Source organism: Marinobacter sp. ANT_B65, from assembly GCF_002407605.1.
GTDB lineage: Bacteria > Pseudomonadota > Gammaproteobacteria > Pseudomonadales > Oleiphilaceae > Marinobacter.
Map to the genome: position 1 here is coordinate 335062 of NZ_NXGV01000003.1, position 25512 is coordinate 360573.

At 53.1% G+C, this 25512-nt stretch carries 27 protein-coding genes; 13 read left to right on the forward strand and 14 right to left on the reverse strand.

The window, feature by feature from the left end; all coding sequences use genetic code 11:
* Positions 1 to 73: 73 nt before the first annotated feature.
* From CPA50_RS14595 to CPA50_RS14625, 7 genes are all read right to left on the reverse strand, one after another.
* Complete coding sequence (locus CPA50_RS14595; RefSeq protein ID WP_096783265.1) at positions 74 to 2266, reverse strand: OsmC domain/YcaO domain-containing protein; 2193 nt, start codon at positions 2264 to 2266, stop codon at positions 74 to 76.
* Between the two features lie 11 nt (positions 2267 to 2277).
* Positions 2278 to 3216, reverse strand: coding sequence for a DMT family transporter (locus CPA50_RS14600; RefSeq protein ID WP_096783266.1), 939 nt, complete (start codon positions 3214 to 3216; stop codon positions 2278 to 2280).
* A gap of 199 nt (positions 3217 to 3415) precedes the next feature.
* A complete protein-coding gene (gene mmsB / locus CPA50_RS14605; RefSeq protein WP_096783267.1) occupies positions 3416 to 4303 on the reverse strand; it encodes a 3-hydroxyisobutyrate dehydrogenase in 888 nt (295 codons plus the stop codon).
* A 65-nt stretch (positions 4304 to 4368) separates the two neighbouring features.
* Entirely contained in the window at positions 4369 to 5451 is a 1083-nt protein-coding gene (locus CPA50_RS14610) for an enoyl-CoA hydratase/isomerase family protein (RefSeq protein WP_096783268.1), read from the reverse strand.
* Positions 5452 to 5484: 33 nt separating this feature from the next.
* Complete coding sequence (locus CPA50_RS14615) at positions 5485 to 6264, reverse strand: enoyl-CoA hydratase (protein WP_096783269.1); 780 nt, start codon at positions 6262 to 6264, stop codon at positions 5485 to 5487.
* A gap of 25 nt (positions 6265 to 6289) precedes the next feature.
* Positions 6290 to 7456 carry an acyl-CoA dehydrogenase family protein gene (locus CPA50_RS14620; RefSeq protein WP_096783270.1) on the reverse strand — a complete coding sequence of 389 codons (1167 nt, stop codon included), beginning with the start codon at positions 7454 to 7456 and terminating at the stop codon, positions 6290 to 6292.
* 93 nt (positions 7457 to 7549) lie between these two features.
* Positions 7550 to 9040, reverse strand: coding sequence for a CoA-acylating methylmalonate-semialdehyde dehydrogenase (locus CPA50_RS14625; protein WP_096783271.1), 1491 nt, complete (start codon positions 9038 to 9040; stop codon positions 7550 to 7552).
* 164 nt (positions 9041 to 9204) lie between these two features.
* Between CPA50_RS14625 and CPA50_RS14630 the strand changes: the two genes are divergently transcribed.
* The 7 genes from CPA50_RS14630 to CPA50_RS14660 all read left to right on the forward strand — a co-directional run bounded on the left by CPA50_RS14630 (position 9205) and on the right by CPA50_RS14660 (position 16020).
* The gene (locus tag CPA50_RS14630; protein ID WP_096783272.1) at positions 9205 to 10080 is read left to right on the forward strand and encodes an AraC family transcriptional regulator; all 876 of its coding nucleotides are present in this window, start codon (positions 9205 to 9207) and stop codon (positions 10078 to 10080) included.
* Positions 10081 to 10169: 89 nt separating this feature from the next.
* Entirely contained in the window at positions 10170 to 10598 is a 429-nt protein-coding gene (locus tag CPA50_RS14635; protein WP_096783273.1) for an SRPBCC family protein, read from the forward strand.
* Between the two features lie 147 nt (positions 10599 to 10745).
* Complete coding sequence (locus CPA50_RS14640; protein WP_096783274.1) at positions 10746 to 11546, forward strand: MBL fold metallo-hydrolase; 801 nt, start codon at positions 10746 to 10748, stop codon at positions 11544 to 11546.
* A gap of 97 nt (positions 11547 to 11643) precedes the next feature.
* Positions 11644 to 12369 (forward strand): YebC/PmpR family DNA-binding transcriptional regulator, encoded by a 726-nt coding sequence (locus CPA50_RS14645; RefSeq protein ID WP_096783275.1) that lies wholly within the window; start codon positions 11644 to 11646, stop codon positions 12367 to 12369.
* Complete coding sequence (locus CPA50_RS14650; protein WP_264754002.1) at positions 12366 to 13100, forward strand: glutamine amidotransferase; 735 nt, start codon at positions 12366 to 12368, stop codon at positions 13098 to 13100. Before CPA50_RS14645 ends, CPA50_RS14650 begins: the two co-directional genes overlap by 4 nt.
* Before the next feature lie 18 nt (positions 13101 to 13118).
* Positions 13119 to 14564 (forward strand): phospholipase D family protein, encoded by a 1446-nt coding sequence (locus tag CPA50_RS14655; RefSeq protein ID WP_096783276.1) that lies wholly within the window; start codon positions 13119 to 13121, stop codon positions 14562 to 14564.
* A 148-nt stretch (positions 14565 to 14712) separates the two neighbouring features.
* Positions 14713 to 16020: a short-chain fatty acid transporter gene (locus CPA50_RS14660; protein WP_096783277.1), complete on the forward strand. Its 1308-nt coding sequence runs from the start codon at positions 14713 to 14715 to the stop codon at positions 16018 to 16020.
* Positions 16021 to 16063: 43 nt separating this feature from the next.
* Here CPA50_RS14660 and CPA50_RS14665 read toward each other — a convergent pair whose 3' ends face one another.
* Positions 16064 to 16735: a class I SAM-dependent methyltransferase gene (locus CPA50_RS14665; protein ID WP_096783278.1), complete on the reverse strand. Its 672-nt coding sequence runs from the start codon at positions 16733 to 16735 to the stop codon at positions 16064 to 16066.
* Between the two features lie 170 nt (positions 16736 to 16905).
* On the opposite strand from CPA50_RS14665, the gene rluF reads away from it, so the two are divergent.
* Positions 16906 to 17835 (forward strand): 23S rRNA pseudouridine(2604) synthase RluF, encoded by a 930-nt coding sequence (gene rluF, locus CPA50_RS14670; protein ID WP_096783279.1) that lies wholly within the window; start codon positions 16906 to 16908, stop codon positions 17833 to 17835.
* Between the two features lie 21 nt (positions 17836 to 17856).
* Here the strand turns inward: rluF and CPA50_RS14675 are convergent, their stop codons facing one another.
* Entirely contained in the window at positions 17857 to 18171 is a 315-nt protein-coding gene (locus CPA50_RS14675; RefSeq protein ID WP_096783280.1) for a DUF2007 domain-containing protein, read from the reverse strand.
* 115 nt (positions 18172 to 18286) lie between these two features.
* Between CPA50_RS14675 and CPA50_RS14680 the strand changes: the two genes are divergently transcribed.
* Positions 18287 to 19363, forward strand: coding sequence for an alpha/beta hydrolase (locus CPA50_RS14680; RefSeq protein WP_096783281.1), 1077 nt, complete (start codon positions 18287 to 18289; stop codon positions 19361 to 19363).
* Here the strand turns inward: CPA50_RS14680 and arfB are convergent.
* Positions 19354 to 19767, reverse strand: a complete 414-nt coding sequence (gene arfB, locus CPA50_RS14685; protein WP_096783282.1) for an alternative ribosome rescue aminoacyl-tRNA hydrolase ArfB — start codon at positions 19765 to 19767, stop codon at positions 19354 to 19356. The genes CPA50_RS14680 and arfB overlap by 10 nt on opposite strands.
* Positions 19768 to 19860: 93 nt before the next feature.
* On the opposite strand from arfB, the gene CPA50_RS14690 reads away from it, so the two are divergent.
* Positions 19861 to 20361: a C40 family peptidase gene (locus CPA50_RS14690; RefSeq protein WP_179397239.1), complete on the forward strand. Its 501-nt coding sequence runs from the start codon at positions 19861 to 19863 to the stop codon at positions 20359 to 20361.
* 15 nt (positions 20362 to 20376) lie between these two features.
* Here CPA50_RS14690 and CPA50_RS14695 read toward each other — a convergent pair whose 3' ends face one another.
* Entirely contained in the window at positions 20377 to 20985 is a 609-nt protein-coding gene (locus CPA50_RS14695) for a LysE/ArgO family amino acid transporter (RefSeq protein ID WP_096783283.1), read from the reverse strand.
* A gap of 89 nt (positions 20986 to 21074) precedes the next feature.
* Between CPA50_RS14695 and CPA50_RS14700 the strand changes: the two genes are divergently transcribed.
* Positions 21075 to 21941: a LysR family transcriptional regulator ArgP gene (locus CPA50_RS14700; protein WP_096783284.1), complete on the forward strand. Its 867-nt coding sequence runs from the start codon at positions 21075 to 21077 to the stop codon at positions 21939 to 21941.
* On the opposite strand, the gene CPA50_RS14705 is transcribed toward CPA50_RS14700, so the two are convergent.
* Together CPA50_RS14705 and CPA50_RS14710 are read right to left on the reverse strand one after the other, a co-directional pair.
* Entirely contained in the window at positions 21938 to 22540 is a 603-nt protein-coding gene (locus CPA50_RS14705; RefSeq protein WP_096783285.1) for a CPBP family intramembrane glutamic endopeptidase, read from the reverse strand. The genes CPA50_RS14700 and CPA50_RS14705 overlap by 4 nt on opposite strands.
* Positions 22541 to 23395, reverse strand: coding sequence for a crotonase/enoyl-CoA hydratase family protein (locus CPA50_RS14710; RefSeq protein WP_096783286.1), 855 nt, complete (start codon positions 23393 to 23395; stop codon positions 22541 to 22543). It lies immediately after the preceding gene.
* A gap of 305 nt (positions 23396 to 23700) precedes the next feature.
* On the opposite strand from CPA50_RS14710, the gene CPA50_RS14715 reads away from it, so the two are divergent.
* Positions 23701 to 23907, forward strand: coding sequence for a cold-shock protein (locus CPA50_RS14715; RefSeq protein WP_071266268.1), 207 nt, complete (start codon positions 23701 to 23703; stop codon positions 23905 to 23907).
* A gap of 50 nt (positions 23908 to 23957) precedes the next feature.
* Here the strand turns inward: CPA50_RS14715 and CPA50_RS14720 are convergent, their stop codons facing one another.
* A complete protein-coding gene (locus CPA50_RS14720; protein ID WP_096783287.1) occupies positions 23958 to 25016 on the reverse strand; it encodes a GGDEF domain-containing protein in 1059 nt (352 codons plus the stop codon).
* Positions 25017 to 25284: 268 nt separating this feature from the next.
* On the opposite strand from CPA50_RS14720, the gene CPA50_RS14725 reads away from it, so the two are divergent.
* A complete protein-coding gene (locus CPA50_RS14725) occupies positions 25285 to 25485 on the forward strand; it encodes a CCGSCS motif protein (RefSeq protein ID WP_143750753.1) in 201 nt (66 codons plus the stop codon).
* The last annotated feature ends 27 nt before the right edge of the window (positions 25486 to 25512 follow it).

Sequence of the window (25512 nt, forward strand, 5' to 3'; positions counted from 1 at the left end):
CTATTCAGATATATACTGCAAAGCCAGGTCATCACGGTAACGTGGCAACCGGCAACGACAGATACTCCCCCAGTCAGTCCGCGCACCCCACTCTTGCTGCACGCGCAGCATGGAGCTTCTTATAGCTTTCAATCAGCCGCAGGTGTTTATCCAGACCTTCCAGCTGCATGCTTGTTGGGGTAAGCCCATAGAAACGCACACGGCCTTCTACTGACCCAACAACCGCATCCATAATCTCTTCGCCAAACATGCGCCGGAGATTAAACAGGTAATCACTCAGCTCAAGTTCGTCATCCAGAGTGATTTCCAGCACCGCATTCACCGCCCGATAAAACAGCCCGCGTTCAACCGTGTTGTCATTGAACTGTATAAAGGTTTCTACCCGCTCAAGGGCTTCTTCGTATTCCTGCAGAGCCAGGTTGATCAGCAGCTTCAACTCGAGAATCGTAAGCTGCCCCCAAACAGTGTTTTCATCGAACTCGATACCGATCAGGGTAATGATATCCGTGTGCTCATCGATCTGACTCTCCTCCAGCCGCTCCACTAATGCGCCCAGTTGCTCATCGCTGAGTGAGTGAAGGTTGAGAATATCTTCACGGTAGTCCAGAGCCCGGTTGGTGTTATCCCAGATCAGATCCTCTACCTCATAGATTTCAGAATAGCCCGGCACCAGTATGCGACAAACCGGAGCGCCCAGGTCATCAAAGACTGCCGTGTAAACCTCCTTGCCCATGTCTTTTAGAATATTGTACAGGCAGGCCGCTTCCTCTTCATTAGTGCCCGAAAAGTCCCATTCGTTAAACTCATAATCAGGCTTTGCACTGAAAAAGCGCCAGGAAACAACCCCACTGGAGTCAATGAAGTGCTCAACGTAATTATTGGGTTCGGAGACCGCCAGACTGTTGAACGTCGGTGGTGGCAAATCGTTCAGACCCTCAAAACTGCGGCCCTGCATCAGTTCCGTCAGACTGCGTTCGAGCGCCACTTCCAGAGTCGGGTGCGCGCCAAAAGAGGCAAAAACTCCGCAGGTTTTCGGGTTCATCAAGGTAACGCAGGCTACCGGGAACTGGCCGCCCAGGGAGGCATCTTTGACAAGCACAGGATACCCCTGAGCCTCCAGTGCCTGAATACCCTCAAGAATGCCCGGGTATTTTTCCAGCACGTGCAACGGCACGTCAGGTAATGCAATTTCTTCCTGAATGATCTGTTTTTTAACCGCCCGCTCAAAGATTTCCGACAGACACTGCACCTGCGCTTCATGAAGCGTATTGCCAGCACTCATACCGTTGCTAAGAAACAGGTTTTCAATCAGATTCGAGGGGAAGTACACTTCTTTGCCATCAGATTGACGTACAAACGGCAGGGAGCATATTCCACGCTCCACCTTGCCGGAGTTGGTATCGATCAGGTTGGAACCGCAGAGCTCACCTTCCGGGTTATAGATGGCCAGGCAGTGATCATCCAGGATCTCTTCAGGCAACTCGTCATCTGGCCCTGGTTTGAACCATCGTTCCCTCGGGTAGTGGACGAACTCACTATTGGCAATTTCCTCACCAAAGAACTGATCATTGTAGAAAAAGTTACAGTTCAGGCGTTCGATGAACTCGCCCAATGCAGAACACAGGGCGCTTTCTTTCGTCGACCCTTTGCCATTAGTGAAACACATGGGCGATGCGGCATCGCGAATATGCAGCGACCAGACATGCGGCACGATATTGCGCCAGGATGCAATTTCAATCTTCATGCCCAGATCCGCCAGGATGGCGGTCATGTTGGCAATGGTTTGCTCCAGCGGAAGGTCTTTACCCAGGATATAGGTGTTGGCCTCACCCTCGGGCCTGGTCATCAGCAGGGCCTGGGCATCTTCATCCAGGTTGTCTACCACTTCAATCTGAAAGTCCGGACCGGTTTGCACAACTTTTTTGACCGTACAGCGGTCAATTGAACGCACAATGCCCTGGCGGTCTTTATCAGAAATGTCTTCTGGCAACTCGACCTGGATTTTGAAAATCTGATTGTAACGGTTTTCAGGATCAACAATGTTGTTCTGCGACAGCCGGATATTGTCGGTGGGAATATTGCGGGCGATGCAATAAACCCGCACAAAATAGGCTGCACACAGAGCAGAGGACGCCAGAAAATAGTCGAAAGGACCGGGTGCCGAGCCGTCGCCCTTGTACCGGACGGGCTGGTCCGCAATCACCGAGAAGTCGTCAAACTTGGCTTCAATACGGAGGTTGTCGAGATAATTGACGTTAATTTCCATTGCGAGACTGCCTATTTTTTCAGAGTTTGGCGCGCTATGGCCGGGCGAAATATCCGCACTATACGCAAAAACTGCTGTTTGGGAACAATCACCAGCAGATTTCCGGCAAGTACCAGCGAAACACCCGCCATGGCCTCAGGCGTCCAATGGTAGTTTTCGAACACGGTTGAAAGCGCAAGTGCCACAATCGGAAAGAGAACCATACAATAGGCCGCGCGTTCAGGCCCTATTCGCCCCAGCAGAGTCAGAAAACTCCCGAACCCCATTACTGAACCGACCAGAGCCAGGTAAACCAGAGCCCCCGCATAGGTCCAGCTCGCCTCGAATACAAATGGCTCACCCCGCCCCCAGGCAATGAGCGCCAGCACAAGCGCAGCATAAGCCATGCCATAGGCGTTACTTTGCATAACAGGTAGTTTTGATGACTGATTACGAGCAGAAATCATATTGCCAAATGAAGTGATAAACGTACCGACCAGGCTCAGGATAATGGCACGCAAGGTGGCGCCGTCTGCATCCAGAGCGCGGACTTCCGGCAGGAATACCAGACAGATACCTGCCAGCCCCAAGGCAGCCCCGGCAATCACTGCACGGGGAACACGATTACCGAAAAACAAAGCACCATTTACAATATTCATCACAATGATTGTGGAGAACACCACGGCAATCAATCCACTGGTGATATCAGCAGATGCCTGATAAACCAGCATGTAGTTGAAACCGAACAGCATCAGACCCTGGCCAGCCATCCAGAGGTGCTGCCGGAAACCAAAGACCATGTTACGCCGCGTCATGCGACACCAGAACATGAGCACCAGCGCGGCCAGTCCGAACCTGTAGGCAATGGACACATCACCGGGAACCTCCCCCAACTGAAGGGGTATGGCAATAAATGTCGATCCCCAGATCAACACCGTCGATAAATAAAGTACAAACGTATTCGTCAGCATGGGTAGATAGGCCTGTAACCTGAATCAGGAACCGGGCAGATTGTCTTCGCGGCCGGTTCAACAATGAGATGGTTCATTGTCCTCCTCATAGTTATCTTGCTCAATAGTTATAAAGCAGGATGGCAAGGATTCAGAAAGCGGGGGACCTTCCCGGTCTGGAGGGAAAGAGCGGGGCACGGGAACCGTGCCCCGGCAGGGATCATTCAGGCTTGTAAAGGCGCTGGATGCTGGAGAAATCCAGGGTTCCGTTGCCCTGTCCGGCGTGAAGCTCAAACAGATTTCGGGCCAGAGATCCCATAGGAATTGCAGCATGATTCTTGACGGCGTTATCAAACGCCAGACCAAGATCCTTGTTCATCAGATCGACCAGGAAGCCACCCTCGTATCCCCGCGATGCAGGCGCCGCTTCCATAACGCCCGGCCAGGGATTGTATACATTCAATGCCCAGTTTCCGCCAGAGCTCTGCTTCATGACTTCCGAGAGAACCGCCGGATCCAGTCCATTCTTCACACCCAGAGCCAGTGCTTCACTGGTGCCTGCCATCAGAATAGCCAGCAGCATGTTGTTGCAGATTTTGGCAACCTGCCCTGCACCGTGCCCGCCGGCAAGGAAAATGTTCTTGCCCATGGATTCCAGAATCGGTTTGGCTTTGCTGAAGGTGCCTTCATCACCACCACATATAAAACTCAGCGTACCGGCTTTCGCACCACCTACGCCGCCAGAGACCGGGGCATCAAGAAACAGAATATTGTTAGCCTCGGCTTTGTCTGCTACGCCACGGGCCGTTTCCGGTGCAATGGTGGACGAATCAATCACCAGAGTGCCCGCAGGCAGGTTAGCCAGCAGTCCATCATCACCCAGATACACAGCTTCAACATGCTTGCCGGCAGGCAGCATCGTGATAACACACTCCGCACCTTTGGCAGCCTCATGAGCCGTAGATGCTGTTTTAGCGCCTTCGGCGACCAGAGCTGCTACCGCATCTTTTGACAGATCAAATACGGTTACCTCATGCCCTGCTTTTACAAGATTGCTGGCCATGGGGCCGCCCATGTTACCCAGACCAATAAAAGTAATCGTTGCCATAATCATCCCCTTGTTTTTGTATTCGGTTGAATCAGGCCGGAGCTACTCAACTGCCGGCCTTTTGGCTATTTTTCAAAAAAACTGTCGATCCACTCGCTGTCCATTTCTGCCAAGGATGCGTAGCGCCATCTTGGCTGTTTGTCTTTATCAATCAGAAGCGCACGCACACCTTCTGCAAACTCACCCTTATCCAGACAGTTGCGCGAAAGCGTGAGTTCTTTGGCGAGAACCTCACGGAGGCTGTCCTGGCGGCAGTTACGCAGGTGCTGCCAACACAAGGCCAAAGACGTTGGCGAGGCTGTTTTCAAAGCACGGGTTGCTTTGGCCAGCCAGCCATCGCCACTCGTCAACTCCGTCATCTGCGCAACTATATCCGTCAGGCTGTCGGCATCGGTTACACGGTTGATCTCATCAAAATGAACCCTTACCGGAGATTCCGGTAAGGCATCTGCACTTTGGTTCTCATGCTGCCTGAGCACACTACCCACTACGGCAAAAGCATCCTCGCCCTGCCAGTTGCGGGCCGTCAGGTCAGCGACCACGGCCGCTTTCAGTTCATGTCTGATAAAGCGATCGGCAAGACCCACGAACATCGCATCAGCTGCATTCATACGCGCACCGGTCAACCCCAGAAATAGCCCTGTGCGTCCGGGAGCACGGTTCAGAAACCAGCCAGCGGCGACATCCGGGTACAGACCAATACTGCTCTCCGGCATCGCCAGCATGGAGGTTTCAGTAACAACCCGATGCGAGGCGCCAGCCATAATACCAATGCCACCACCCATAACTATGCCGTGGCCCCAACACACAACCGGCTTGGGAAACGAGTGGATGAGATAATCCATCTCGTATTCTTCAGTGAAGAAAGTGGCTCCTTCACTCGTGCCACCGCCACTCTGTGGTTCTGTCATGCTCCGGTACAGAGCAACGATATCACCACCGGCACAGAAGGCTTTGTCGCCTTCTGCCTCGATCCAGACTGCACGAATCCGGTCGTCACCAGCCCAGCTTTCAAGCTGAGGGGTAAGCATCCGAATCATCTCAAGGGAGAGCGAGTTGAGTGCTTTGGGGGTGTTCAGCCGGGCTACAGCAATCAATGCGCCGTCAGCTGCCGTCCACTCTTCAAAAACAATCGGTTGATTACTCATAAAAAAATCCTTGAACCTGCATGCCCGAGGGTTTCAGCGGTTTTTCCATTCCGGTTTACGTTTTTCGAGAAACGCATTCACACCCTCTCTCTGGTCTTCTGTTGAGAACAACTCAACAAACAACTCACGCTCCATGCGCCAGGCATCGCTGTGACTGCGTCCGTCGCGAGCACTCATCACCAGAGTTTTACAGCGGGCAATGGACGACGGGCTTTGCTTGCAGGCCATTTCCGCCAGCTCCAGTGCTTTTTCCAGTCCTTTACCGCTGGGGACAACCTCTTCAACCAGACCAATCTGCAGTGCCTTATTGGCCTTGATCCGCTCTCCACACAGAATCATGCGTTTGGCCCACCCCTCACCCACCAGCCAGGGCAGGTTCTGGGTACCGCCAGCGCAGGGCAGAAGGCCAACAGAAGCTTCTGGCAGTGCCATCTGAGCATGTTCTTCAGCAATACGGATGTCGCAGGCCATCGCACATTCGAGACCACCACCCATTGCATAACCATTCACTGCAGCAATGGAGACACCCCGGAATGCAGTCAGCGCAGCGAAAGCATCGCCGAAGAGCTGAGCCATCTCGTTGGCCCGGGCTTTGTCGCCATCGGCAAAGGTTTTAAGGTCTGCGCCGGCGGAGAAAAACTTCTCGCCCTGCCCGGTCAGAACCAGAGCAAAAATGCTGGTGTCTTCGTTGAGTTCCCGGACGATTTTTGTCAGAGCCGGCAGGGAGTCCGCTGTCCAGGTATTGGCCGGCGGATTATTGATAGTCAGTACCGCAATGTGGCCGCGTTTTTCGAGCTGAATCAGATCGCTCATCTGTTTCTCCTGTTATTTTTGCGGTTTATTGAATGGCCTCAGCCACACCGTTATCCAGTATGCGACGGGCAACGATCAGTCGCATGATTTCATTGGTACCTTCCAGAATCTGATGCACGCGCAGGTCACGCAGATAACGTTCCAGAGGGTATTCCCGGATATAACCATAGCCACCGTGAAGCTGCAGGGCATCATTCACTACCTCGAAACAGGCATCGGTTGCGAAACGCTTGGCCATGGCACAGTGCAGCGTAGCTTCGGTATCACCCTTGTCCAGTTTGAAGGCTCCCAGGCGCACCATCTGCCGGGCAGCTACCAGATTGGTCGCCATATCCGCCAGTTTGAACTGCAAAGCCTGGAAAGCTGCCAGGGGCTTACCGAACTGTTCACGCTCATGCATATAGTTGCGGGCTCGCAGCAGCGCAGCTTGTGCACCACCAAGAGAACAGGTGGCAATATTGAGACGGCCACCATCAAGGCCTTTCATGGCAATGGCAAAGCCGTCGCCCTCTTCACCTACCCGGTTGGCTACAGGAATGCGGACATTCTCGAGATTTATCATTCTGGTAGGCTGGCTGTGCCAACCCATTTTTTCTTCGTTCTTGCCGTAGGAAATACCTTCAGCATTTGCAGGAATCACAAATGTGGAAATGCCTTTGGCACCAGAATCTACCGCGCCAGTACGCGCCATGAGCACAAGGATATCGGTGCTCCCCGCTCCGGAGATAAAAACTTTGCTGCCGTTGATCACATAGCTGTCGCCATCACGAACCGCTTTGGTTCTCAGGCTGGCAGCATCAGAACCCGCACCTGGCTCCGTCAGGCAATATGAAGCAAGCCATTCACCACTGGCCAGCTTCGGCACAACATCCTGTTTGAGATCATCAGACGCAAAACTGGCGACCATCCAGGTCGCCATGTTGTGGATGGTTATAAACGCTGCCGTTGAAGGGCAGGCAGCTGCAAGCTCTTCCACAATAACAGACGTATCCAGCCGGGAAAGGCCCATGCCGCCGAGAGCTTCCGGTGTATAGATTCCCATAAAGCCCATTTCACCGGCTTCTTTCAAAACATCTACCGGGAAAATATGCTCGTCGTCCCACTTGGCCGCATGGGGCTCCATGGATTTCACGGCAAAGGCCCGGGCAGCTTCACGAAACGCCAGCTGGTCTTCAGTCAGATTAAAGTCCATCGTCAGGCTCCAGATTAAAGAGTCTTGGGTCACGCAGGATGAAAAAGGGGCCGGAAACAGGTTCCGGCCCGAATAATCCCACCGTCAACGCAATTAACGCAGCTGGATAGAAAAGTTCGCTTCTGTAGACGCTTCACTGGAGAACCAGCGTGAAGTAACCGTTTTGGTCTCAGTGTAGAAACGTACCGCCTGCTTGCCGTATGCATGCTGGTCACCGTAGAAGGAACCCTTCCAGCCGGTGAACGAGAAGAACGGCAGGGGTACAGGAATGGGGATATTCACGCCAACCTGGCCTACTTCGATTTCATGCTGGAAACGGCGGGCAGCACCACCGGAGCTGGTGAAAATGGATACACCGTTGCCGTATGGGCTGCTGTTGATCAGGGCGATAGCATCGGCCAGGCTTTCCTCTTCCATACAGGCAAGCACAGGACCAAAAATTTCTTCGTTGTAGATGTCCATATCGGTAGTTACCCCGGAGAAAAGGGTAGGACCAACCCAGTGGCCATCGGGTAAGCCATCGACTGTGCAGCCGCGGCCATCCAGAAGTAACTTGGCACCCTGGGCTTCGCCGGTGGCGATAAGAGATTCAACACGGTCCTTGGCTTTGGCAGAGATCACCGGGCCATAGCTTGCTCCGGAATCGTTCCAGGCTCCCGGGCGGACTTTCGCCATGGCTTCTTTCAGTTCCGGAATCCAGGCCTGAGCCTCGCCTACAAATACAGCGACAGAAATAGCCATGCAGCGCTGGCCAGCAGCACCTACCGACGCACCTACAAGAGCATTGATTACCTGCTGCTTGTCGGCATCCGGCATGATGACCATGTGGTTCTTGGCACCGGCAAAGCTCTGGACACGCTTCATGTTCTTCGTGCCGGTTTCGTAGATATAACGGCCAACCGGCACGGAGCCTACAAAAGACACGGCTTTGATAGCCGGATCTGAAAGCAGTACATCAACCTGCGCCTTGCCACCATGTACCACCTGTAACACGCCTTTGGGTGCACCAGCTTCTTCAAACAGCTCAGCAAGGCGCATCGGGGTGAGCGGATCCTGCTCGGATGGCTTCAGGATAAAGGTGTTTCCGCAGGCAATCGCCATGGGGAACATCCACAAAGGAATCATTGCCGGGAAGTTAAACGGGGTAATACCGGCACAGACACCAAGCGGCTGGATCCAGGAGTGGGTATCCACCTCCCGCGCTACGTTTTCAACGGTCTCGCCCATCATCATGGAGGCTACGTTGGCCGCGTGCTCTACTACCTCAATACCACGCCATACATCACCTTTGGCATCATCGAAGGTCTTACCGGTTTCCTGGGACAGGATTTCAGCTATTTCGTCATGATGTGTTTTAAGCAGCGCCTGGTAACGCAGCATCACGCGGGCACGCTCGGAGACCGGAACTTCTTTCCAGGTTTTGAACACTTCAGAAGCGGTATCAATAGCCTTACGCATTTCGGCGTCTGTGGTAGCTGGCGCCCGGGCGATCACTTCGTTGGTGGCAGGATTGGTGACATCAATCCATTCGCTGGTCTGGCTTTGAACAAATTCACCGGCCAAGTACAGTGGAACGTTTTTCATCTCAATATCCCTGTTTGTTGTTGTGCGAGAGACGGGCCAAAGCGCCGTGGCTTTAGCAATGTGTGGAAAGACAATAGCACGCCCCCCACCACTTGAAGATTGACTAAATTTCGCACTTGATGGACTATCTTTCGATTGCCAGAAAACCAACAACAGCGATAAATATGATACAGACCTCTCAGTGGCCAGTGCCAAAAGACAGCATACGTTATGTGGTACCAGCCCCGATCATCAGGCTTTTGTCTGAACATTCCCTTACCCGGGACCTGTATCCACTGGCTTTCGGCCATTACCGCCGGGCGACGGGCCACCACATGCATCGGGAACATCATCGCGACAATCTTTTGATTTACTGCACCGAAGGAAAGGCTTTTCTGAACGTGAAAGGCGAGCCTCATACGATAGAAGCCGGGGATCTGCTGCTATTACCGGCCGGCGCCAACCACCGTTACACCGCCGACCCGGAGAACCCCTGGACTATTCACTGGGTGCATTACACAGGACCATTGGCGAGTGAGTTTCACAAATATATGGGGTTTGATGATTCCACCCCGATCCGCCATCTGGGCCGGCAACCCAGGCTGCTGGTGGACTTTAACGGCCTGCTCTCTGTCCGCCAGACCGGCTTCCGGGCCCACGGCCTGATTCACGCAGCCAATCGTTTGCGACAGCTTATGACAGCTGTTCCCATAAGCGTCGATGAAACCAGTCACGAAGGCCAGGCCGAGCTGGACACCATCAACAACTACATGCGCGAACACCTGGATGAACGCATAACCCTGGAACAGCTGGCCGACCTTGCAGGGCTTACACCCACTCACTTTGCTACACGCTATAAAGAACAGACAGGCACTTCCCCTATCCGGCATTTCCTTCACCTGAAAATAGAAAGGGCTTGTCAGATGCTGGATGCTACCAGCCTGAGCTTCACAGAAATCAGCCACCGCCTTGGTTATGACGACGCCTACTATTTCTCGCGTCTGTTCAAAAAAGTCATGGGGCAGTCACCGAGGGACTATCGGCACACGTCGAGACACTAGCCTGGCGCTGACCTGCCGCCAACCGCGACTTTTGCTGGAAAGATATAACAGCTAGTCTTGGCAGGAACGACAACAACAAGAGCATTCTGATGGCCACCCATAGTTTTGAGATCAACGAAACCTTCGACCTGCCCCGCAGCCAGGTTTTTGCACTGTTTGCCGACCATCAAAGCTTTGGGAAGCTCCTCGGTACGCCAGTAAAGCGGATAAAAGAGAGCAATCAGGCCGATCCAAACGGTCTCGGCTCTGTACGCAAACTGGGCATAAGCCCCATTGGCCTTGAGGAAACCATAACAAGCTTCGAACCTGACCTGCTGATCGAATACACCATCACAAGCTTCAGCCCGATCCGCAACCACCAGGGCCGCATCCGCTTTGAGGAAACCCCGGAGGGGCATACTCGCGTGCGTTATCGCGTTTCATTTGACGACATTGTGCCGTTCACAGGGAAACTTGTGCGCGCAGCTCTGGAACAGGCCATTCGCCGGGGAGTCAGGCAGGTGCCAAAAATGGCATAACCCGGATTACCTAACGAAACAAAATGTTACTTGATGGATATCAGATAATTGACCTGAGGCAACTGCTGAAACCTGTCAATTTTATAACCTCCGCTCAACTTGCATTATCCGGCCATTTCAGTGGGCACTCATTCTGCGGAGATCAAAATGACAAACAAGCCAATTGTGCTGTTTGATAACGGGCACCATAAGTGTCTGATGTTCGATTCTCTGGTCACCGGCGAAGGTGTCCAGTCCAATCAGTTTCTGGTGGTTGACGGCAAACATGAAGCGTTGATTGATCCTGGCGGCGACCTCACCTATACCCCGCTCGCGGTGGCTGCATCCAAGTTCATGAACCTCCGGGACATGGACTATGTCTTTGCATCGCATCAGGACCCGGACATCATCGGTGCTATTGATCGCTGGATAGTACACACCAGCGCGAAAATCGTAACCTCCAGGCTGTGGGCCAGATTCCTGCCACATCTGGTTTCCAGTTACGTTACTTCCCAGCTCACCGGCAGCGTGTACGACCGCATCGTCAGCATTCCGGATGCAGGTGCCAAGGTAAAGTTCGGCGACACCTACCTTCAGTGCCTTCCGGCTCACTTCATGCACTCGGTAGGGAATCTGCAGTTCTACGATCCGGTTTCGAAAATTTTGTTTTCGGGAGATCTTGGCGCGTCCATTGGGGCTGAAGATGATCATATGCCAGTTAAAGATTTTGACCGGCACATTCCTTACATGAAGGGGTTCCACAGACGCTACATTGCATCAAACAAAGTGTGCAGACTTTGGGCCAACATGATCCGGCAACTGGATGTTGAAATGATTGTACCCCAGCACGGAAAGCGCTTCGAAGGCCCCGCGATGGTGGACCATTTTCTTGAGTGGGTCAGCAATACAGAATGCGGTATCGACCTGGTGACACAGGACAATTACCGCCCTCCCGCAGACTACATCTGAGAGCCCGTGGGACAGGCAAACCAAATAGGCCTGTCCCAAACGGCGATTCTTGCGTAAAATCCAGCCCTTTCTCCAGCAAGCATGAGGCAGCGCAAAAATGGGCAGAGCCTACCAGAACCGCAAAGAATCCATGGCCAAGACGGCCGCAGCCAAAACCAAGGTCTACAGCAAGTACGGGCGCGAAATCTATATGAGCGCCAAGTCCGGCGGAACAGACACTGATGGCAACCTGTCACTGAGAGGCCTGATTGAACGCGCCAAAAAAGATCAGGTACCCTCTCACGTTATCGAAAAAGCCATAGAAAAAGCCCGTGGCGGCGCCACCGAGGACTATTCACCCGCCCGTTACGAAGGCTACGGCCCTGGCAACTGCATGGTGATCGTGGACTGTCTGACCGATAACCCCAACCGTACTTTCGGTGATGTCCGTCTGGCCTTCACCAAGACCAAGAGCAAAATCGGCACGCCAGGTACCGTTGCACACATGTTTGATCACAGTGCAATTTTTGTGTTCAAAGGTGAAGACGAAGACGCCGTACTTGAAGCCCTGATGGAAGCCGATGTCGATGTGACTGACATCGAAAACGAAGACGGCCAGATCACGGTATTTACGCCAAACACAGAATACGCCAAAGCTCGCCAGGCATTGACAGACGCCTTTGCCGACATTGACTTCGAAGTGGACGAAATCCAGTTCCTGCCTAAAACCACAACTCCTGTGGAAGGCGATGACATCCCCATGTTCGAGAAATTTTGCGACATGCTGAACGAGCTGGACGACGTGCAGAACATCTTCCACAACGCGGAATTGCCAGAGCAGTGAGCAAGCAAAATCCTGGAGTGGTGATCCTTAAAACCGGCAGCACTTATCCCGGCATCAAAAAGCAGTTCGGTGATTTCGACGAATGGTTCGTACGCGGGCTGTCAAAGGCGCTGGACCTTACCGTGGTCAATGCCGAAGCCGGAGAGCTCCCGGGAGACCCTGCTGCCTGGGATGGCATTGTCATAACGGGCTCCCCCGCCATGGTCAGCGATCGTGAGCCCTGGAGCGAAAAAGCCGCAGAATGGCTGGCGCAGGCTGTGGACAAAGCCGTTCCTTTGCTCGGTGTATGTTACGGACACCAGCTCCTGGCGCACGCCTTGGGCGGCGATGTCGGCTATCACCCGAGCGGCCGGGAGAGTGGCACAAAGCGCGTTGAGCTGCTGGCCAGCGCCCAGAATGATCCGTTATTCCGTGGCATGCCAGACAGTTTCCGCGCGCATCTCACCCATAAACAGTCCGTATTGCGCCTGCCACCGAGTGCCACCCTGCTTGGCCGCAACGAATTTGAACCGCACCAGGCATTTCGGGTTGGCAAGTGTGCCTGGGGTGTGCAGTTCCATCCCGAATTTTCCGAAGGGATCATGAGAGCCTATCTGGGCGTGCAGGCACCGGAACTGGAACTCGAAGGGTTCGACTCGCAAGCCATGATCGACGCGGTTACCGGTGCCCCGGAGGCATCCGGGTTACTTGAGCGCTTTTCTGCTTTCGTTACAGAAAACAAATCAGGCTAGAACAGCACCGGGCGATTTATGACTCTGAAGGCAGTACTCGCAATAATTGTTCTGATACTGGCTGGTGTGGGTTTTTATCACAGCCACAAAGCCCTGCCTCCCGGTATCAGTCACAACGGCGACGCATTCCCTCTGAGTAATGGGAAACTGCTGACAGATGCGACCTATCACCACAGGGATGGCTCTGAAACCCGCGATCATGAAATTTTCGATGAAATACTGCACCTTATCGGCCAGGCCAGATCCTTCATTCTGGTCGATATGTTCCTGTTCAATAGCAGCCGGCCCGAAGGCGTGGAACACAGGCATCTGTCAGAACAGCTTACCGAGGCACTGATCAGGCGAAAGGCTGAACAGCCTGAGCTGGAAATTGTAGTGATATCTGATCCGCTGAATACCCTTTACGGAGGCTCGGTTTCCCCGTGGTTTCAGGCGCTCCGCGAGGCAGGCATACCGGTAACAGAAACCAACCTGCTACCGCTACGGGACAGCAATCCAGCCTGGTCTTCAATATGGAGGCTCTGCTGCCAGTGGTTCGGCAATGACCCCGAAGCTGGCTGGCTGCCAAACGCATTGGGAACACAGCCGGTCACCATCCGCAGCTACCTTGCACTACCCAACTTCAAAGCCAATCATCGTAAAGTCCTGGTGGCCGACGAAGGTGACAACCTGCGCGCCCTCGTAACTTCGGCCAACCCCCACGATGGCAGCAGCCGGCACAGCAATACAGCAATCAGCTTCACCGGCCCGGCGGTAACCGACATTCTGAAAACCGAGCAGGCGGTTCTGACCATGTCGGGCCAGGCCAGCCCCGGGCTGGACAGACTGATCAGTGAGGCGGGCTCCAATCAGACAATGCCCCCGAGAGCTGACGGTCGGATTGCAGTAAAAACTGAATCCGCCATTCTGGATTCTGCCCTGCAGATGATTTCCGGAGCCCGGAGTGGAAGCCGACTGGACCTTGCTTTCTTCTACCTGTCGCACCGTAAGATTGTTACCGCCCTGCTCGACGCCCATGAACGTGGTGCCAACCTGCGCATACTTCTCGACGCCAACAATGAAGCCTTCGGCCACCAGAAAAGCGGCATTCCCAACCGCCAGGTTGCCCTGGAGCTACATAAAGCCGGCATTCCTGTCCGCTGGTGCAATACTATTGGAGAGCAATGCCACAGCAAGCTGCTGATCCTGCGTCAGCCGGGTAGCCAGACCGAGCTGCTCCTGGGATCAGCCAACTTTACCCGGCGCAATCTTGATGATCTGAACCTGGAAACCGATGTCTGGATCTCCACCCCGCCGGATTCTGCTGTAGCCATAAAGGCTACTGACTTTTTCGAACAGCAGTGGCAGTCCGGACCCGAAAGCGACCCGGTCATGAGCCTCCCCTATGAACACTGGGCCGACGATTCGACCCTGCGTTACTGGCGTTATCGCCTGATGGAAGCAACCGGGCTTTCAACATTCTGAAACGCTGAAATCCTTCCACACTGACAACCGATACCTTATTTCCCGAAGCTCCCCTTCACCTGTTGCTTACTTCGCAGGGTTTGGCATTTTTCCGGCAAACACCTAAGCTGCTGTATGCAAAATCCAATAAAAATTAAGGAGCTACCCAATGCTAGACAGAGCTGCCCGGCCCATGGTCAAACTGGTCGACAAGTACCTGCCGGATCCCTATATTTTTGTGCTGATTCTATCGCTCTTCGCTTTCATCGCCGCCATGGTGTTTGAAGGTCACAGCCCAATGGCTGTGATCGAAATGTGGGGGAATGGTTTCTGGAGTCTTCTGACCTTCTCGATGCAGATGCTACTTGTTCTGGTCACCGGATTCATGTTGGCCAGCACGCCGTTCGTACGGGGAATACTGAACCGGGTTGCTGCGCTTGCAAGCACACCGGGCCAGGCCATTGTACTGGTTACCTTCGTTGCACTTATCGCGAGCTGGATTAACTGGGGATTTGGCCTGGTCGTCGGCGCTCTCTTCGCCAAAGCTCTCGCCAGACAAATCAGGGTTCATTACCCATTGCTGATTGCCAGCGCTTACTCCGGCTTTATCGTATGGCATGGAGGGCTTGCCGGCTCAATCCCCCTGGTTATCGCAACAGACGGGCACTTTACCGCAGACGTAATCGGCGTTATCGGTACCGGTGAAACCATTTTTGCGTTTTTCAACCTTGCGATCATTGTGGCGCTGTTTATTGTTGTTCCTTTGGTTAATCGCATGATGCTGCCCTCAGAAGAAGACAGCATCTATGTAGACCCTGCAATACTTGATGACGAGCCTGACACCAGCGTTTCTATCAACCGTCCTGCTGACCATCTCGAAAACAGCAGAACCCTGGCCTGGCTTGTTGGTTTCAGCGGTCTGGCATTTATTTTTCAGTATTTTATGGAAGGCGGCGGTCTGAACCTTAACATTGTGAATTTCATGTTCCTGTTTCTGGCGATCATTCTTCACCAGACACCTAAAAGACTTCTCGGCAGCCTGCAGGAAGCGGTCAAAGGTGGTTCCGGTATTGTCATTCAGTTCCCCTTCTATGCCGGGATCATGGGCGTGATGACAGCATCAGGCCTTGCAGCCAGTATTTCATCTGGTTTTGTATCCATAGCAACAGCAGAAAGCCTGCCTTTCTGGAGCTTTATCAGCGCAGGCCTGGTGAATATTTTTGTGCCATCTGGTGGCGGCCAGTGGGCAGTGCAGGCTCCGGTTATGTTACCGGCAGCTCAGGAACTTGGCGCCAGCATTCCACGAGTGGCCATGGCCGTTGCCTGGGGAGATGCGTGGACCAATCTGCTCCAACCCTTCTGGGCATTGCCGGTACTCGCTATTGCAGGGCTCAAAGCCAAAGACATTATGGGGTACTGCCTTATGCTCCTGATAATCACGGGCGTGATCATCAGCGTGGGCCTTACCTGGCTATAACTGAAAGTAAATCTGCACCCGGGGGGCATATTGCCCCCCGGCCTCATAAGGGCTTTCGGAAAATCACCACATCCTTTCGTGGCACCGACATAGTCCAACCCAGGCGTTTACCCAAAAGAGCCAGTGTCACCTCACGATAAAACACCACATGAGTAGGATCTCTCCGGTAGTGCCAGTTATCAAACCGGTCATCACAGGTCTGAAAGCACGTCATTATACCGAGCCAGGCCCCAGGCTTTAATAAACCATCCAGTTGGCTGAACACTTTTTCAGGGCTGTGCAGGTGTTCCACCACCTCTGTACAGGTAATGAAATCGTACTGGCGACCCAGCGCGGCCTGAGACGGATAGAAAAAGGGGTCATAAAGCGTCACATCCATCCCTGCTTCTCGCAGCATCTCTGCCAGTGCAGGGCCTGGCCCACAACCAAAATCGAGCCCTGAACTACCGGACTCAATGAGATCAAGCAAAGGCAAGGCAAGCTTGTTGAGAAACGCCCGGTACCCGGGGTCGCCCGGTTCATTATGATGAAGGCCATAAACCGCTCGCTCCTCATCCGGTCCAAGCCAGCTTGCCTGAGCCATGATCGTTGCTTCACAGTGCGGGCAACGCAGATATTCACGCCCGCCCACCACACGAAAGCCGGCCAGCGGGCCTCCCCTGCATACAGAGCAGGCAGATCCGGCACAGACCAAGCTCTCCTGTGCTCTTTCCATTACCACAGTCGGTTCCTGCAAGCGCCCTCCTTCGTAGTAAACTGTAGCCTGACGAATAGTGTCCAGCGTAAAAGAATGGCAGACCCGACACCAAAGCGCCAACCGGCAGGCTGCGGGAGCATCAGCCGCCTGTTATGATGCCCCCACCCAGATACACAACCGGATAACCGATGACCAGCAATCACTCCACCCGCCTCAACAAATACATCAGCGAAAGCGGCATGTGCTCTCGCCGGGAAGCCGACCGATACATTGAACAGGGCAATGTCTTTATAAATGGCAAGCGAGCTGCTGTTGGCGACCAGGTACTGCCCACTGATACGGTCAGGGTAAACGGCCAGATTATTGAGCCCCGCGCCGAAGAAGATCTGGTGTTCATCGCCCTGAACAAGCCTGTTGGTATAGTCAGCACTACAGATGATGCGGAAAAATACAACATCCAGCGTTTTGTTGGCCACAGTGAGCGCATTTTCCCTATCGGGCGACTGGACAAGGATTCGCAAGGGCTGATTTTTATGACCAGCAATGGCGACCTGGTCAACAAAATTCTGCGTGCCGGCAACAACCATGAAAAAGAATATGTAGTAACCGTCGACAAACCCATCACCAGATCATTTATTCAGGGAATGGCAGGAGGGGTACCCATCCTCGGCACCATGACCAAAAAGTGCAAGGTAGTGCAGGAGAGCCGTTTTGTATTTCGCATAACTCTGGTGCAGGGGCTGAACCGCCAGATCCGCAGAATGAGTGAATATTTCGGATATGAAGTAACCCGGCTTGAACGCGTCCGTATTATGAACATCAACCTGAAAGGCCTGGCCACAGGCCAATGGCGGGATCTTACGGAGAAGGAACTGGCGGTGCTGTTTGACGCGGTTCGTGATTCATCTTCCGAGGGAGTCCCGAAAGAACCCTCAGCTACAAAAAAGAAGGCTTCCAGCAAGCCCAAACGCCCACCAAAACCCCAGGGTACAGGGCTTAGAGCAGGAACCAAAACCGGCCCCGGAACATCTGGAGCCCGGCCCGCCGCAGGCAAAAAAACAAAGCCATCAAAGCGCCCAAAAGCTGGAAAACCAAGACAGCGCAGCGTTAAACGCTAGGCAACACTGAATGTACTCTGGTTAAAAATTGAGCCAGACCAACGCCAGTACAGCCAGGATCAACAAAAACCAGCGTGCATACCAATCCGGTTTGTCATCCTCGCGATCCTCAACCAGCCCAGCATGGTCACTTGCCTCATACTCTGCTATCACCTGTCGCGCCTGGTACAGATCCTCGTCCTCGACGTGAACATTACTGAAACCGGTTGTACCAATTTCGCCCATCGCACCCTGCAGGTAATGACCACCTACGTACGTTTCAATATTGTGGGAGTTCAACAGACCCGCAACGATATGCGCCTCAGTGATGTCTCCAGCCTTATAAGCAATTTGCAACGCCCGTCTCCTTTAGTGACATTGAGAGGCATAAATCGAAAAAATCTGCGATGCTTTATACCCAAGCATAGTGTGCCTGCGCTATCAGGGCCAACTCTCAGGATACGGACAACTCATGTTCTGGATTATCGCCACCGTTGTTTTACTTATCATTGCCTTGACTGTATTTCTGTTTCGCACAGAGGATTTGTCTTATCTGGATAAGGAAACCTATCCCGTGAGAGAGACAGGCCCCAGCCCGGAAAACCAGAGGGTTCTGGAACGTATTCGCGACATGGGCAAGGCAGGCAAAGGTCTTCGCGGCAAAGCACGACTGATCTCGATGCGAGAGCACATGGAGACCCTGAGCGATGGACTGGATTTCCGCTCAGAGTTCAGGCGCAACACCAGCCCGGACGGCGAATGGGTCATTGCCCCAGGCGCAGACACCCGGCGGCGGATCCTCTATATTCACGGGGGTGCCTGGGCAGCAGGCAGCCCGCGCAGCCATCGAGCCATTACCGATCGTTTATCCCGCATTGCCAATGCCGCTGTATTTGCCGTGGATTATCGCCTTATGCCGGAACACAGGTTTATGGACGGTGTGCGAGATTGTCGTATTGCCTACACCTGGGTGACAGAAAATGGCCCTGACGGCATGAGTAAAGCCACATTTATTATGGTCGCGGGAGATTCTGCCGGTGGCAGCCATACTCTTGGGCTTCTGGCCTGGATCCGGGACAGCGGTCTGCGTCAGGCGGACTGCGCCCTTGCGTTTTCACCTTCTACAGACCTGACACTTACCGCACCGAGTAATCGCAATAACATCGAAACAGATGCAATGCTGGGCCCCATATTCGGTGGGCTGTCGAAAATACCGCTACCGGTTATCTGGTGGGCAACGCTTGCAGCCTTCCGTATTTCCCCCACCAGCCCTGTTGCATCACCGCTTCGGGGAAACCTCGCCAACCTGCCTCCAACCCTGATTCAGGCCAGTGACTCGGAAATGCTTCTGGACAATGCCAGACGGTATGCCACAAAGGCGAAAAATCAAGGATCACGGGTGGAGCTGCACACCTGGCCTGGCATGGTTCACGTCTGGCAGATCTTCACTCCGACATTACCGGCAGCTGAAGAGGCATTCGCTGATATCGAAGCATTTATCCGCGAGATCGAATTGGGCAAACACAAACGGCAAGACGTTCAGACCTGAACTTTGCCACGCAAGGCTTTGGTTTTGCCTTTCTGCGTTTTGCCGTCAACCCGCTTTCGCCGGGCAGATTTTGAAGGGCGAGTAGCACGACGCACCTTCTGCACCTTAACTGCTTCCTGTATCAACTCCTTCAGGCGTTCGAGTGCATCCTCCTTATTCAACTCCAGGGTGCGGAACGACTGTGCCTTGATCACGATTACGCCGTCCTTGCTTATACGCTGATCCTGAAGCGCCATCAGGCGCTCCTTGTAGATCGGGGGTAAAGCGGAGTTCAGTATATCAAAGCGCAGGTGCACGGCCGAAGCCACCTTATTGACATTCTGGCCACCGGCACCCTGAGCCCGGATCTGGGTAATTTCCAGCTCCCAGTCAGCTATTTCAACAGCATTGGATATTTTCAGCATGGTGCAAGGATAACAAATCTGACAAACCGTAACCTGACATCGAGGTAAATCAGTAATACAGTTGACTGAAAGGACATCGGCTCAGGATTTTGCATGCTTCAATCTCTCAGATATGCCTTCATGTTGGTTTGCCTGGCCCTTGTAATGACCGGCTGCGCGAGCAATCAGAATTTACAGTCCGGTATCTCTTCCTACGAGTACTCACCCGCCGAATCGGCACCGGGCTCGGCGAAGGCTGAAAAACTGTGGCAGACTTTCGAACGCTATGAGGGTGCGCCTTATCAGTATGGTGGCACCACAGCACGCGGCTTCGACTGCTCAGGTTTTATCACTACGGCCTTTCGTGAGGGGCTGGGACAGCAACTGCCGCGCACAACATCGCAAATGCTGCGCCACGGAGATGTGGTTCATCCCCGAGACGTCAAGCCCGGCGATATCGTGTTCTTCAGAATCGCCGGGAAAGATCAGCATGCAGGGATCTATATGGGAGACGACCGTTTTATCCACGCGTCCACATCTTCCGGTGTGATCATGTCGGAATTGAACGGTTACTACTGGAAGGACCGGTTCTCTGGCGCAAGGCGGTTTGATTAAAGCTTTCGGTTAATACTACAAGCCACCATTGAAGGCCAGATGAAGCGCTATGGCGGCCATCATCGTGCCAATAATGCCGTCGATAAACCGCCAGGCCAACGGGCTTGACAGCACCGGAGCCAATGCAGACCCACCCCATGCGAGTAGACCAAACCACAAAACAGACGCACTGCCAGCGCCCGCCACAAAAGTAGTTGCGTTTTCCTGCTGTGCACCCACCGCCGGAACCAATAGCAGGGTATCGAGATACACCTGAGGATTCAGTAAGGTAACCGCCAGCGTCGTAAACAGTACACCTTTCAAACTACGCCGTGACACCTCTCTGGTTTCAAGAGCAGCCCTGCCCCGGCCGGCCCGCACAAATGCCTGGACAGCCAGCCACCCAAGAAAAACCACACCCAGCCAACGCAGTATTTCCAGTGCCTGCGGCATGGCCATCAGCGCAGCGCTCACCCCGAACATCCCCAGCGTAAAAAGAGACACATCCGCTACCATGCACAAGCCGGCAGCCCACCAGTGATGCTCACGGCGAATCGACTGGCTCAGCACGTAGGCGTTCTGCGCCCCAATAGCAACAATAAGACCGCCCGAGACAATCAAACCTGTCAGGTAACTTTCAAGCACTGCATTCAGCTCCTTTTTTGATGCCGCAAGAATAGCCGCTTGCAGCTATACTTAAAATTCATATTCATAATGATGTATAAGTTTTACTTATGATTGACTATAAATTGCTGGAAGCCCTGGCCACCGTTATCGAGACTGGTGGTTTTGAGCGCGCAGGCGCTGTGCTCGGGCTGAGTCAGTCCGCTGTTTCTCAGCGCATCCGCACCCTCGAGGTTCGCACCGGGCAACCCGTTCTGTTACGCAGCCCGGTGCCCAGAGCAACGCCGGCCGGGCAACAGTTGCTGAACCACGTTCAGCAGGTTCAGCTTCTCGAACGGGATCTGGCGAAATCACTCCCGACTCTTTCCGAGCCAGCCGCACGACTACGCATTGCCATCAATGCCGACAGCCTCGCAACCTGGTGGGCTGACGCCATTGGGGGGTTCTGTAATGACGAATCACTCTTGCTCGACATGGTGGTTGAAGATCAGGACATCGCACTGCGACGAATGCGCGAGGGTGACGTTGCTGCCTGCCTGTGCAGCAATCCGCAGCCTGTAGCAGGGGCCCGCTGCGTTCCACTTGGGACCATGACTTATCTGCCGCTGGCGACGCCCTCATACAAAGCCAGGTATTTCAGCCAGGGCTTTAATGAACAAAGCCTGAAGTCAGCACCGGTGATTGTGTTCGGTCCAAACGATCAGCTGCAACATCGGTTTCTGGCCCGGAGCGGATACCACGGTGCCTTCCCGTACCATTTATGCCCTTCATCTGAAGGCTTCGTGAAACTGGCGCTGGCCGGCATGGGTTATGGCATGATTCCGGAAATACAGGCCAGGAGGGAAATACAGGCAGGACAACTTGTCAGTATAGCTCCGGACCAGTCACTGGATGTGGAACTTTACTGGCACTTCTGGCGCAACAGCGGAAGTACTATGGAACGGCTGACAGCCGCATTGAAAGCAGCATCCCCCTAGCCTTCAGACCGCCCGGTTATACCGAACCAGCCCGGAAACCGAAGCAGGAAGAACAGCGCTAGCATGTCGTAAACGCTATGCCAGACCATTACGAGAAGAATACTGTCGGTGAACGTATAAGCCGCCCCAAGCACCAATCCAAGGACTGTCGCCACGATAAAGTAGGTAAAGGAAACGTAGTGCACCAGTCCGAAAAGCACTGATGCCGACAATATAGCGATTGCAGCGCCAGTATGGGCAGTGAGCCACCCCTGCAGAGCCCCTCTGAACAGCAGTTCTTCGCCAATACCGGCAAAAACCGAAAGCAGAAAAAGTGCAAACCACGAATAACCCGATGCGAACCTGTACAGACCACGCATCTGGCTATCGAGGTTGTCCGGGAACAATCCAGGAATACGGGTGAGCAGCAGCAATGTGCCATAGGTGCAGAATGCGCCAAGAACGCCATAAAACACACTTGGCCAGACCCCGGCCTCAGCCACCTGAACGGGAATGCCCACAGCCAGAATCACCAGAATCCCGACCACCCCGATTCCGCCCTGGAAGGCCAGGGCGATAATCGGGGAGAGGCTGGATCTGCTCCGTTTTTTCAGCGCCATTTACTGTTCGAAGAGACCTTTCACTGGAAACAGATTGTCATACTTGGGCGCCTGTTTCTGCGCTTTTGCCTGGAAGGTCTTCATCATGTCCGTAGGACGGAACATGCCAGCCTGCCAGGTTGCCATGTATTTCAGGCTGTCGGCTACGCTGTGATCACGACTGTAATTCAGCATTTCTTTACAACCAGTGACCGCAAGCGGCGAGTTGGCAGCAATCTGGGCTGCAACGTCCATAACTCCTGCGACAAGAGCATCCTGGTCCGCATAGATAGCATTAACAAAACCAAGGTCTTTCGCTTCCTGCGCAGAAAACCTGCGACCGGTGTAGGCCAGTTCACGCACAACCCCTTCAGGCATCAGCTTGGGTAAACGCTGGAGAGTACCCACATCCGCGGTCATGCCGAGCTCGGTTTCCTTGATAGTAAAGTACGCGTTTTCGGTGCAGTAACGGCTATCAGCCGCACACACCAGATCAAGAGCCCCTCCGATACAGCCTCCCTGGATTGCCGCCAATACCGGCAGGCGGACATTTTCCAGAGATGTGAGCGTTTCCTGAAGCTGCAGTACAACACGTCGCAGGTTCTCCGCCATACGGCCAGGATCACCACTCATGGGCACAGCCTTGGGATCGCTGAAAACGCCAAGATCCATACCGGCCGAGAAGTGTTTACCCGTGGATGACACTACAATGACCCGCGCATCTGTTTTTGATTCGACTTCCTGCATACACCTGGGCAACTCAAGCCAGAAAGCCTTGGTCATAGAGTTCAGTGCTTCCGGACGACTGAATTGCACATGGGCAATATGGTTTTCCACGCTGACAGAAAAACTTTCGTAAGTTGATAGTTCAGACAAGACAAGGCTCCTCAATTGATTCATGCGAATTCCGAAATATGAAGACAAACATACCTCATGTTGCTGAAAATGTCGGGTTTATGCCTATAAGAAAATGCTTTGCTTTTAGGTTGGCAGCGGGTACAGTGGTCTCCGTTGGAAAGATTTAGCAAAGCACTTCATCAATAAGACGCATTTTTGTACCCGCAAGTAGTGCATCGTCCTGTTTTTGATCACGCAAGTTTTTTGTTTCCGCATACCGCTGACCAGGCATCAACTTGATGACTTGGCGGCACTTTAAAAGATTGAATTCAGGATTTATTATTATGTCTACTGTTACCGGTACTGTTAAGTTTTTCAATGAAGCAAAAGGTTTTGGCTTTATCACTCGCGAAGGCGGCCCCGACGTATTTGTTCACTACAGCGCCATTCAGGGCGGCGGTTTCAAGACTCTGGCTGAAGGCCAGCAAGTCGACTTCACCGTGACCCAGGGCCAGAAAGGTCCTCAGGCCGAGAACGTTGTTGCTGTTTAATTAACAGCCTGCGTTAAAAAAAGGCAGCTTCGGCTGCCTTTTTTATTGCATTAAATCTGCTCCACCCGATTCCTTCCCTTCTCTTTACCACGATATAGCGCCTTATCAGCACGACTGACGACTGATGCCATGTCATCACTTTCACACAGTTCGCTGACACCCACACTGACAGTTACATCCAGAACTGTACCAATCGCAACTTCCCAGTTGTGATTCCGAAGCGCATCTTTCACTCTTTCCGCGCTTACCAGGGCACTATCGATTCCGGTACCCGGAAGAATGACAAGAAACTCTTCTCCACCCCAGCGAGCAACAATGTCCTGGGTTCGTAACTGATCAGGAATCAGCCGCCCGATTTCAGTCAGAACTCTGTCACCCGTCTCATGCCCAAAGCTATCATTGATTGACTTGAAATAATCCACATCCAACAGCATAAACGCCACAGGATGTCCGGTTCGACGGAACCGCGCGATTTCATTTTCCGCGAGATAGCTCCCATGGCGACGATTGAACAGCCCTGTCAGCGAATCGACGGTAGCCAGTCTTCGAAGCTTGCGTTGCGCTGAAACAACCATATTGATGTAAAAGAATGAGAGATAACTGAACATTGCAAATACAACGCTCAGGTTGAACAGATGAACCCCGAGCAAAGCCTGGGACGAGATTGGCTGAACAGGCTCGATGAACCACATGAGAATATCAAGCGTTATGTAATAGCCCCAAAGAGCTATAACCGACAACAGAATAACGTTGCGACGCACCGAACTGACACACAGTGCCGGGATAAACATCAGCAGATAATAGTGAAAGCCGCTACTCCATCCAATCAAAATGGTCCCGAGCGCCGAGTGAACCATGGCCTCAAGCCAGATCAGAGAAATGCCCAGACGATTATACCTGCGCTTAAGCGCATAATAAGCGGTCACATACATCGCGACGCTGCCGACATTTACCCATGCCAGAATTGGCGATCCGAGAATATGGAACAGGACAAAAAAGGAAATATCGACAGCCGCAGCAAGCTGACATACTCGAAGCATAACCTGCCAGAATTGCGCCCCACGCTGACGCTGTGGTTCTGGATCTACAGCCCTGTTATTGTTATCCATATACTGCAAAATCCCCTACAACAGAACGGTCTGCGTGACCTTAATACTGTCACGAAAATCCAGAGCAAATGCTCAACACGCCCTATGGGCACAAAAAACCCGAACAACTGGTATTAATGCGCATGATTTTAGCACAAAAGGCCAACCCGGATTGTTTTTCGGATAGCCTGCGATTCCCCTCCTCCCCAACACAACGACCACCTGAGAACCAAAACACCTGTTGACTAACCCAGGCGCACGCAATAAGATTCATTTAAAATGACTCTTATTGAAAAAAAGGGAATTATCTCTTATGGTGCAATTATTTAAAGAAGTAGGCAGCCCGAAAAATGCCGAAAAGGCGGAAACTGAATCACCTGAAGATAGCGCTATGGAAAAAAAGGCCGAGGCCTTAAGCGGCATTGAGAAAGAAACAAAAAAGAAAAACGCACACGGAAGCTCTGGAGTTTGTTGCGGCGGCTGTTCATGACGGAGGCACAAAGCAGATACATACCAG

Excerpts from the sequence above, each read along its gene's own strand:
- CPA50_RS14595 (WP_096783265.1), bottom strand. The coding sequence starts at position 2,266 with ATGGAAATTAACGTCAATTATCTCGACAACCTCCGTATTGAAGCCAAG.
- CPA50_RS14600 (WP_096783266.1), bottom strand. The coding sequence starts at position 3,216 with ATGCTGACGAATACGTTTGTACTTTATTTATCGACGGTGTTGATCTGG.
- mmsB (WP_096783267.1), bottom strand. The coding sequence starts at position 4,303 with ATGGCAACGATTACTTTTATTGGTCTGGGTAACATGGGCGGCCCCATG.
- CPA50_RS14610 (WP_096783268.1), bottom strand. The coding sequence starts at position 5,451 with ATGAGTAATCAACCGATTGTTTTTGAAGAGTGGACGGCAGCTGACGGC.
- CPA50_RS14615 (WP_096783269.1), bottom strand. The coding sequence starts at position 6,264 with ATGAGCGATCTGATTCAGCTCGAAAAACGCGGCCACATTGCGGTACTG.
- CPA50_RS14620 (WP_096783270.1), bottom strand. The coding sequence starts at position 7,456 with ATGGACTTTAATCTGACTGAAGACCAGCTGGCGTTTCGTGAAGCTGCC.
- CPA50_RS14625 (WP_096783271.1), bottom strand. The coding sequence starts at position 9,040 with ATGAAAAACGTTCCACTGTACTTGGCCGGTGAATTTGTTCAAAGCCAG.
- CPA50_RS14630 (WP_096783272.1), top strand. The coding sequence starts at position 9,205 with ATGATACAGACCTCTCAGTGGCCAGTGCCAAAAGACAGCATACGTTAT.
- CPA50_RS14635 (WP_096783273.1), top strand. The coding sequence starts at position 10,170 with ATGGCCACCCATAGTTTTGAGATCAACGAAACCTTCGACCTGCCCCGC.
- CPA50_RS14640 (WP_096783274.1), top strand. The coding sequence starts at position 10,746 with ATGACAAACAAGCCAATTGTGCTGTTTGATAACGGGCACCATAAGTGT.
- CPA50_RS14645 (WP_096783275.1), top strand. The coding sequence starts at position 11,644 with ATGGGCAGAGCCTACCAGAACCGCAAAGAATCCATGGCCAAGACGGCC.
- CPA50_RS14655 (WP_096783276.1), top strand. The coding sequence starts at position 13,119 with ATGACTCTGAAGGCAGTACTCGCAATAATTGTTCTGATACTGGCTGGT.
- CPA50_RS14660 (WP_096783277.1), top strand. The coding sequence starts at position 14,713 with ATGCTAGACAGAGCTGCCCGGCCCATGGTCAAACTGGTCGACAAGTAC.
- CPA50_RS14665 (WP_096783278.1), bottom strand. The coding sequence starts at position 16,735 with ATGGAAAGAGCACAGGAGAGCTTGGTCTGTGCCGGATCTGCCTGCTCT.
- rluF (WP_096783279.1), top strand. The coding sequence starts at position 16,906 with ATGACCAGCAATCACTCCACCCGCCTCAACAAATACATCAGCGAAAGC.
- CPA50_RS14680 (WP_096783281.1), top strand. The coding sequence starts at position 18,287 with ATGTTCTGGATTATCGCCACCGTTGTTTTACTTATCATTGCCTTGACT.
- arfB (WP_096783282.1), bottom strand. The coding sequence starts at position 19,767 with ATGCTGAAAATATCCAATGCTGTTGAAATAGCTGACTGGGAGCTGGAA.
- CPA50_RS14690 (WP_179397239.1), top strand. The coding sequence starts at position 19,861 with ATGCTTCAATCTCTCAGATATGCCTTCATGTTGGTTTGCCTGGCCCTT.
- CPA50_RS14700 (WP_096783284.1), top strand. The coding sequence starts at position 21,075 with ATGATTGACTATAAATTGCTGGAAGCCCTGGCCACCGTTATCGAGACT.
- CPA50_RS14705 (WP_096783285.1), bottom strand. The coding sequence starts at position 22,540 with ATGGCGCTGAAAAAACGGAGCAGATCCAGCCTCTCCCCGATTATCGCC.
- CPA50_RS14715 (WP_071266268.1), top strand. The coding sequence starts at position 23,701 with ATGTCTACTGTTACCGGTACTGTTAAGTTTTTCAATGAAGCAAAAGGT.
- CPA50_RS14720 (WP_096783287.1), bottom strand. The coding sequence starts at position 25,016 with ATGGATAACAATAACAGGGCTGTAGATCCAGAACCACAGCGTCAGCGT.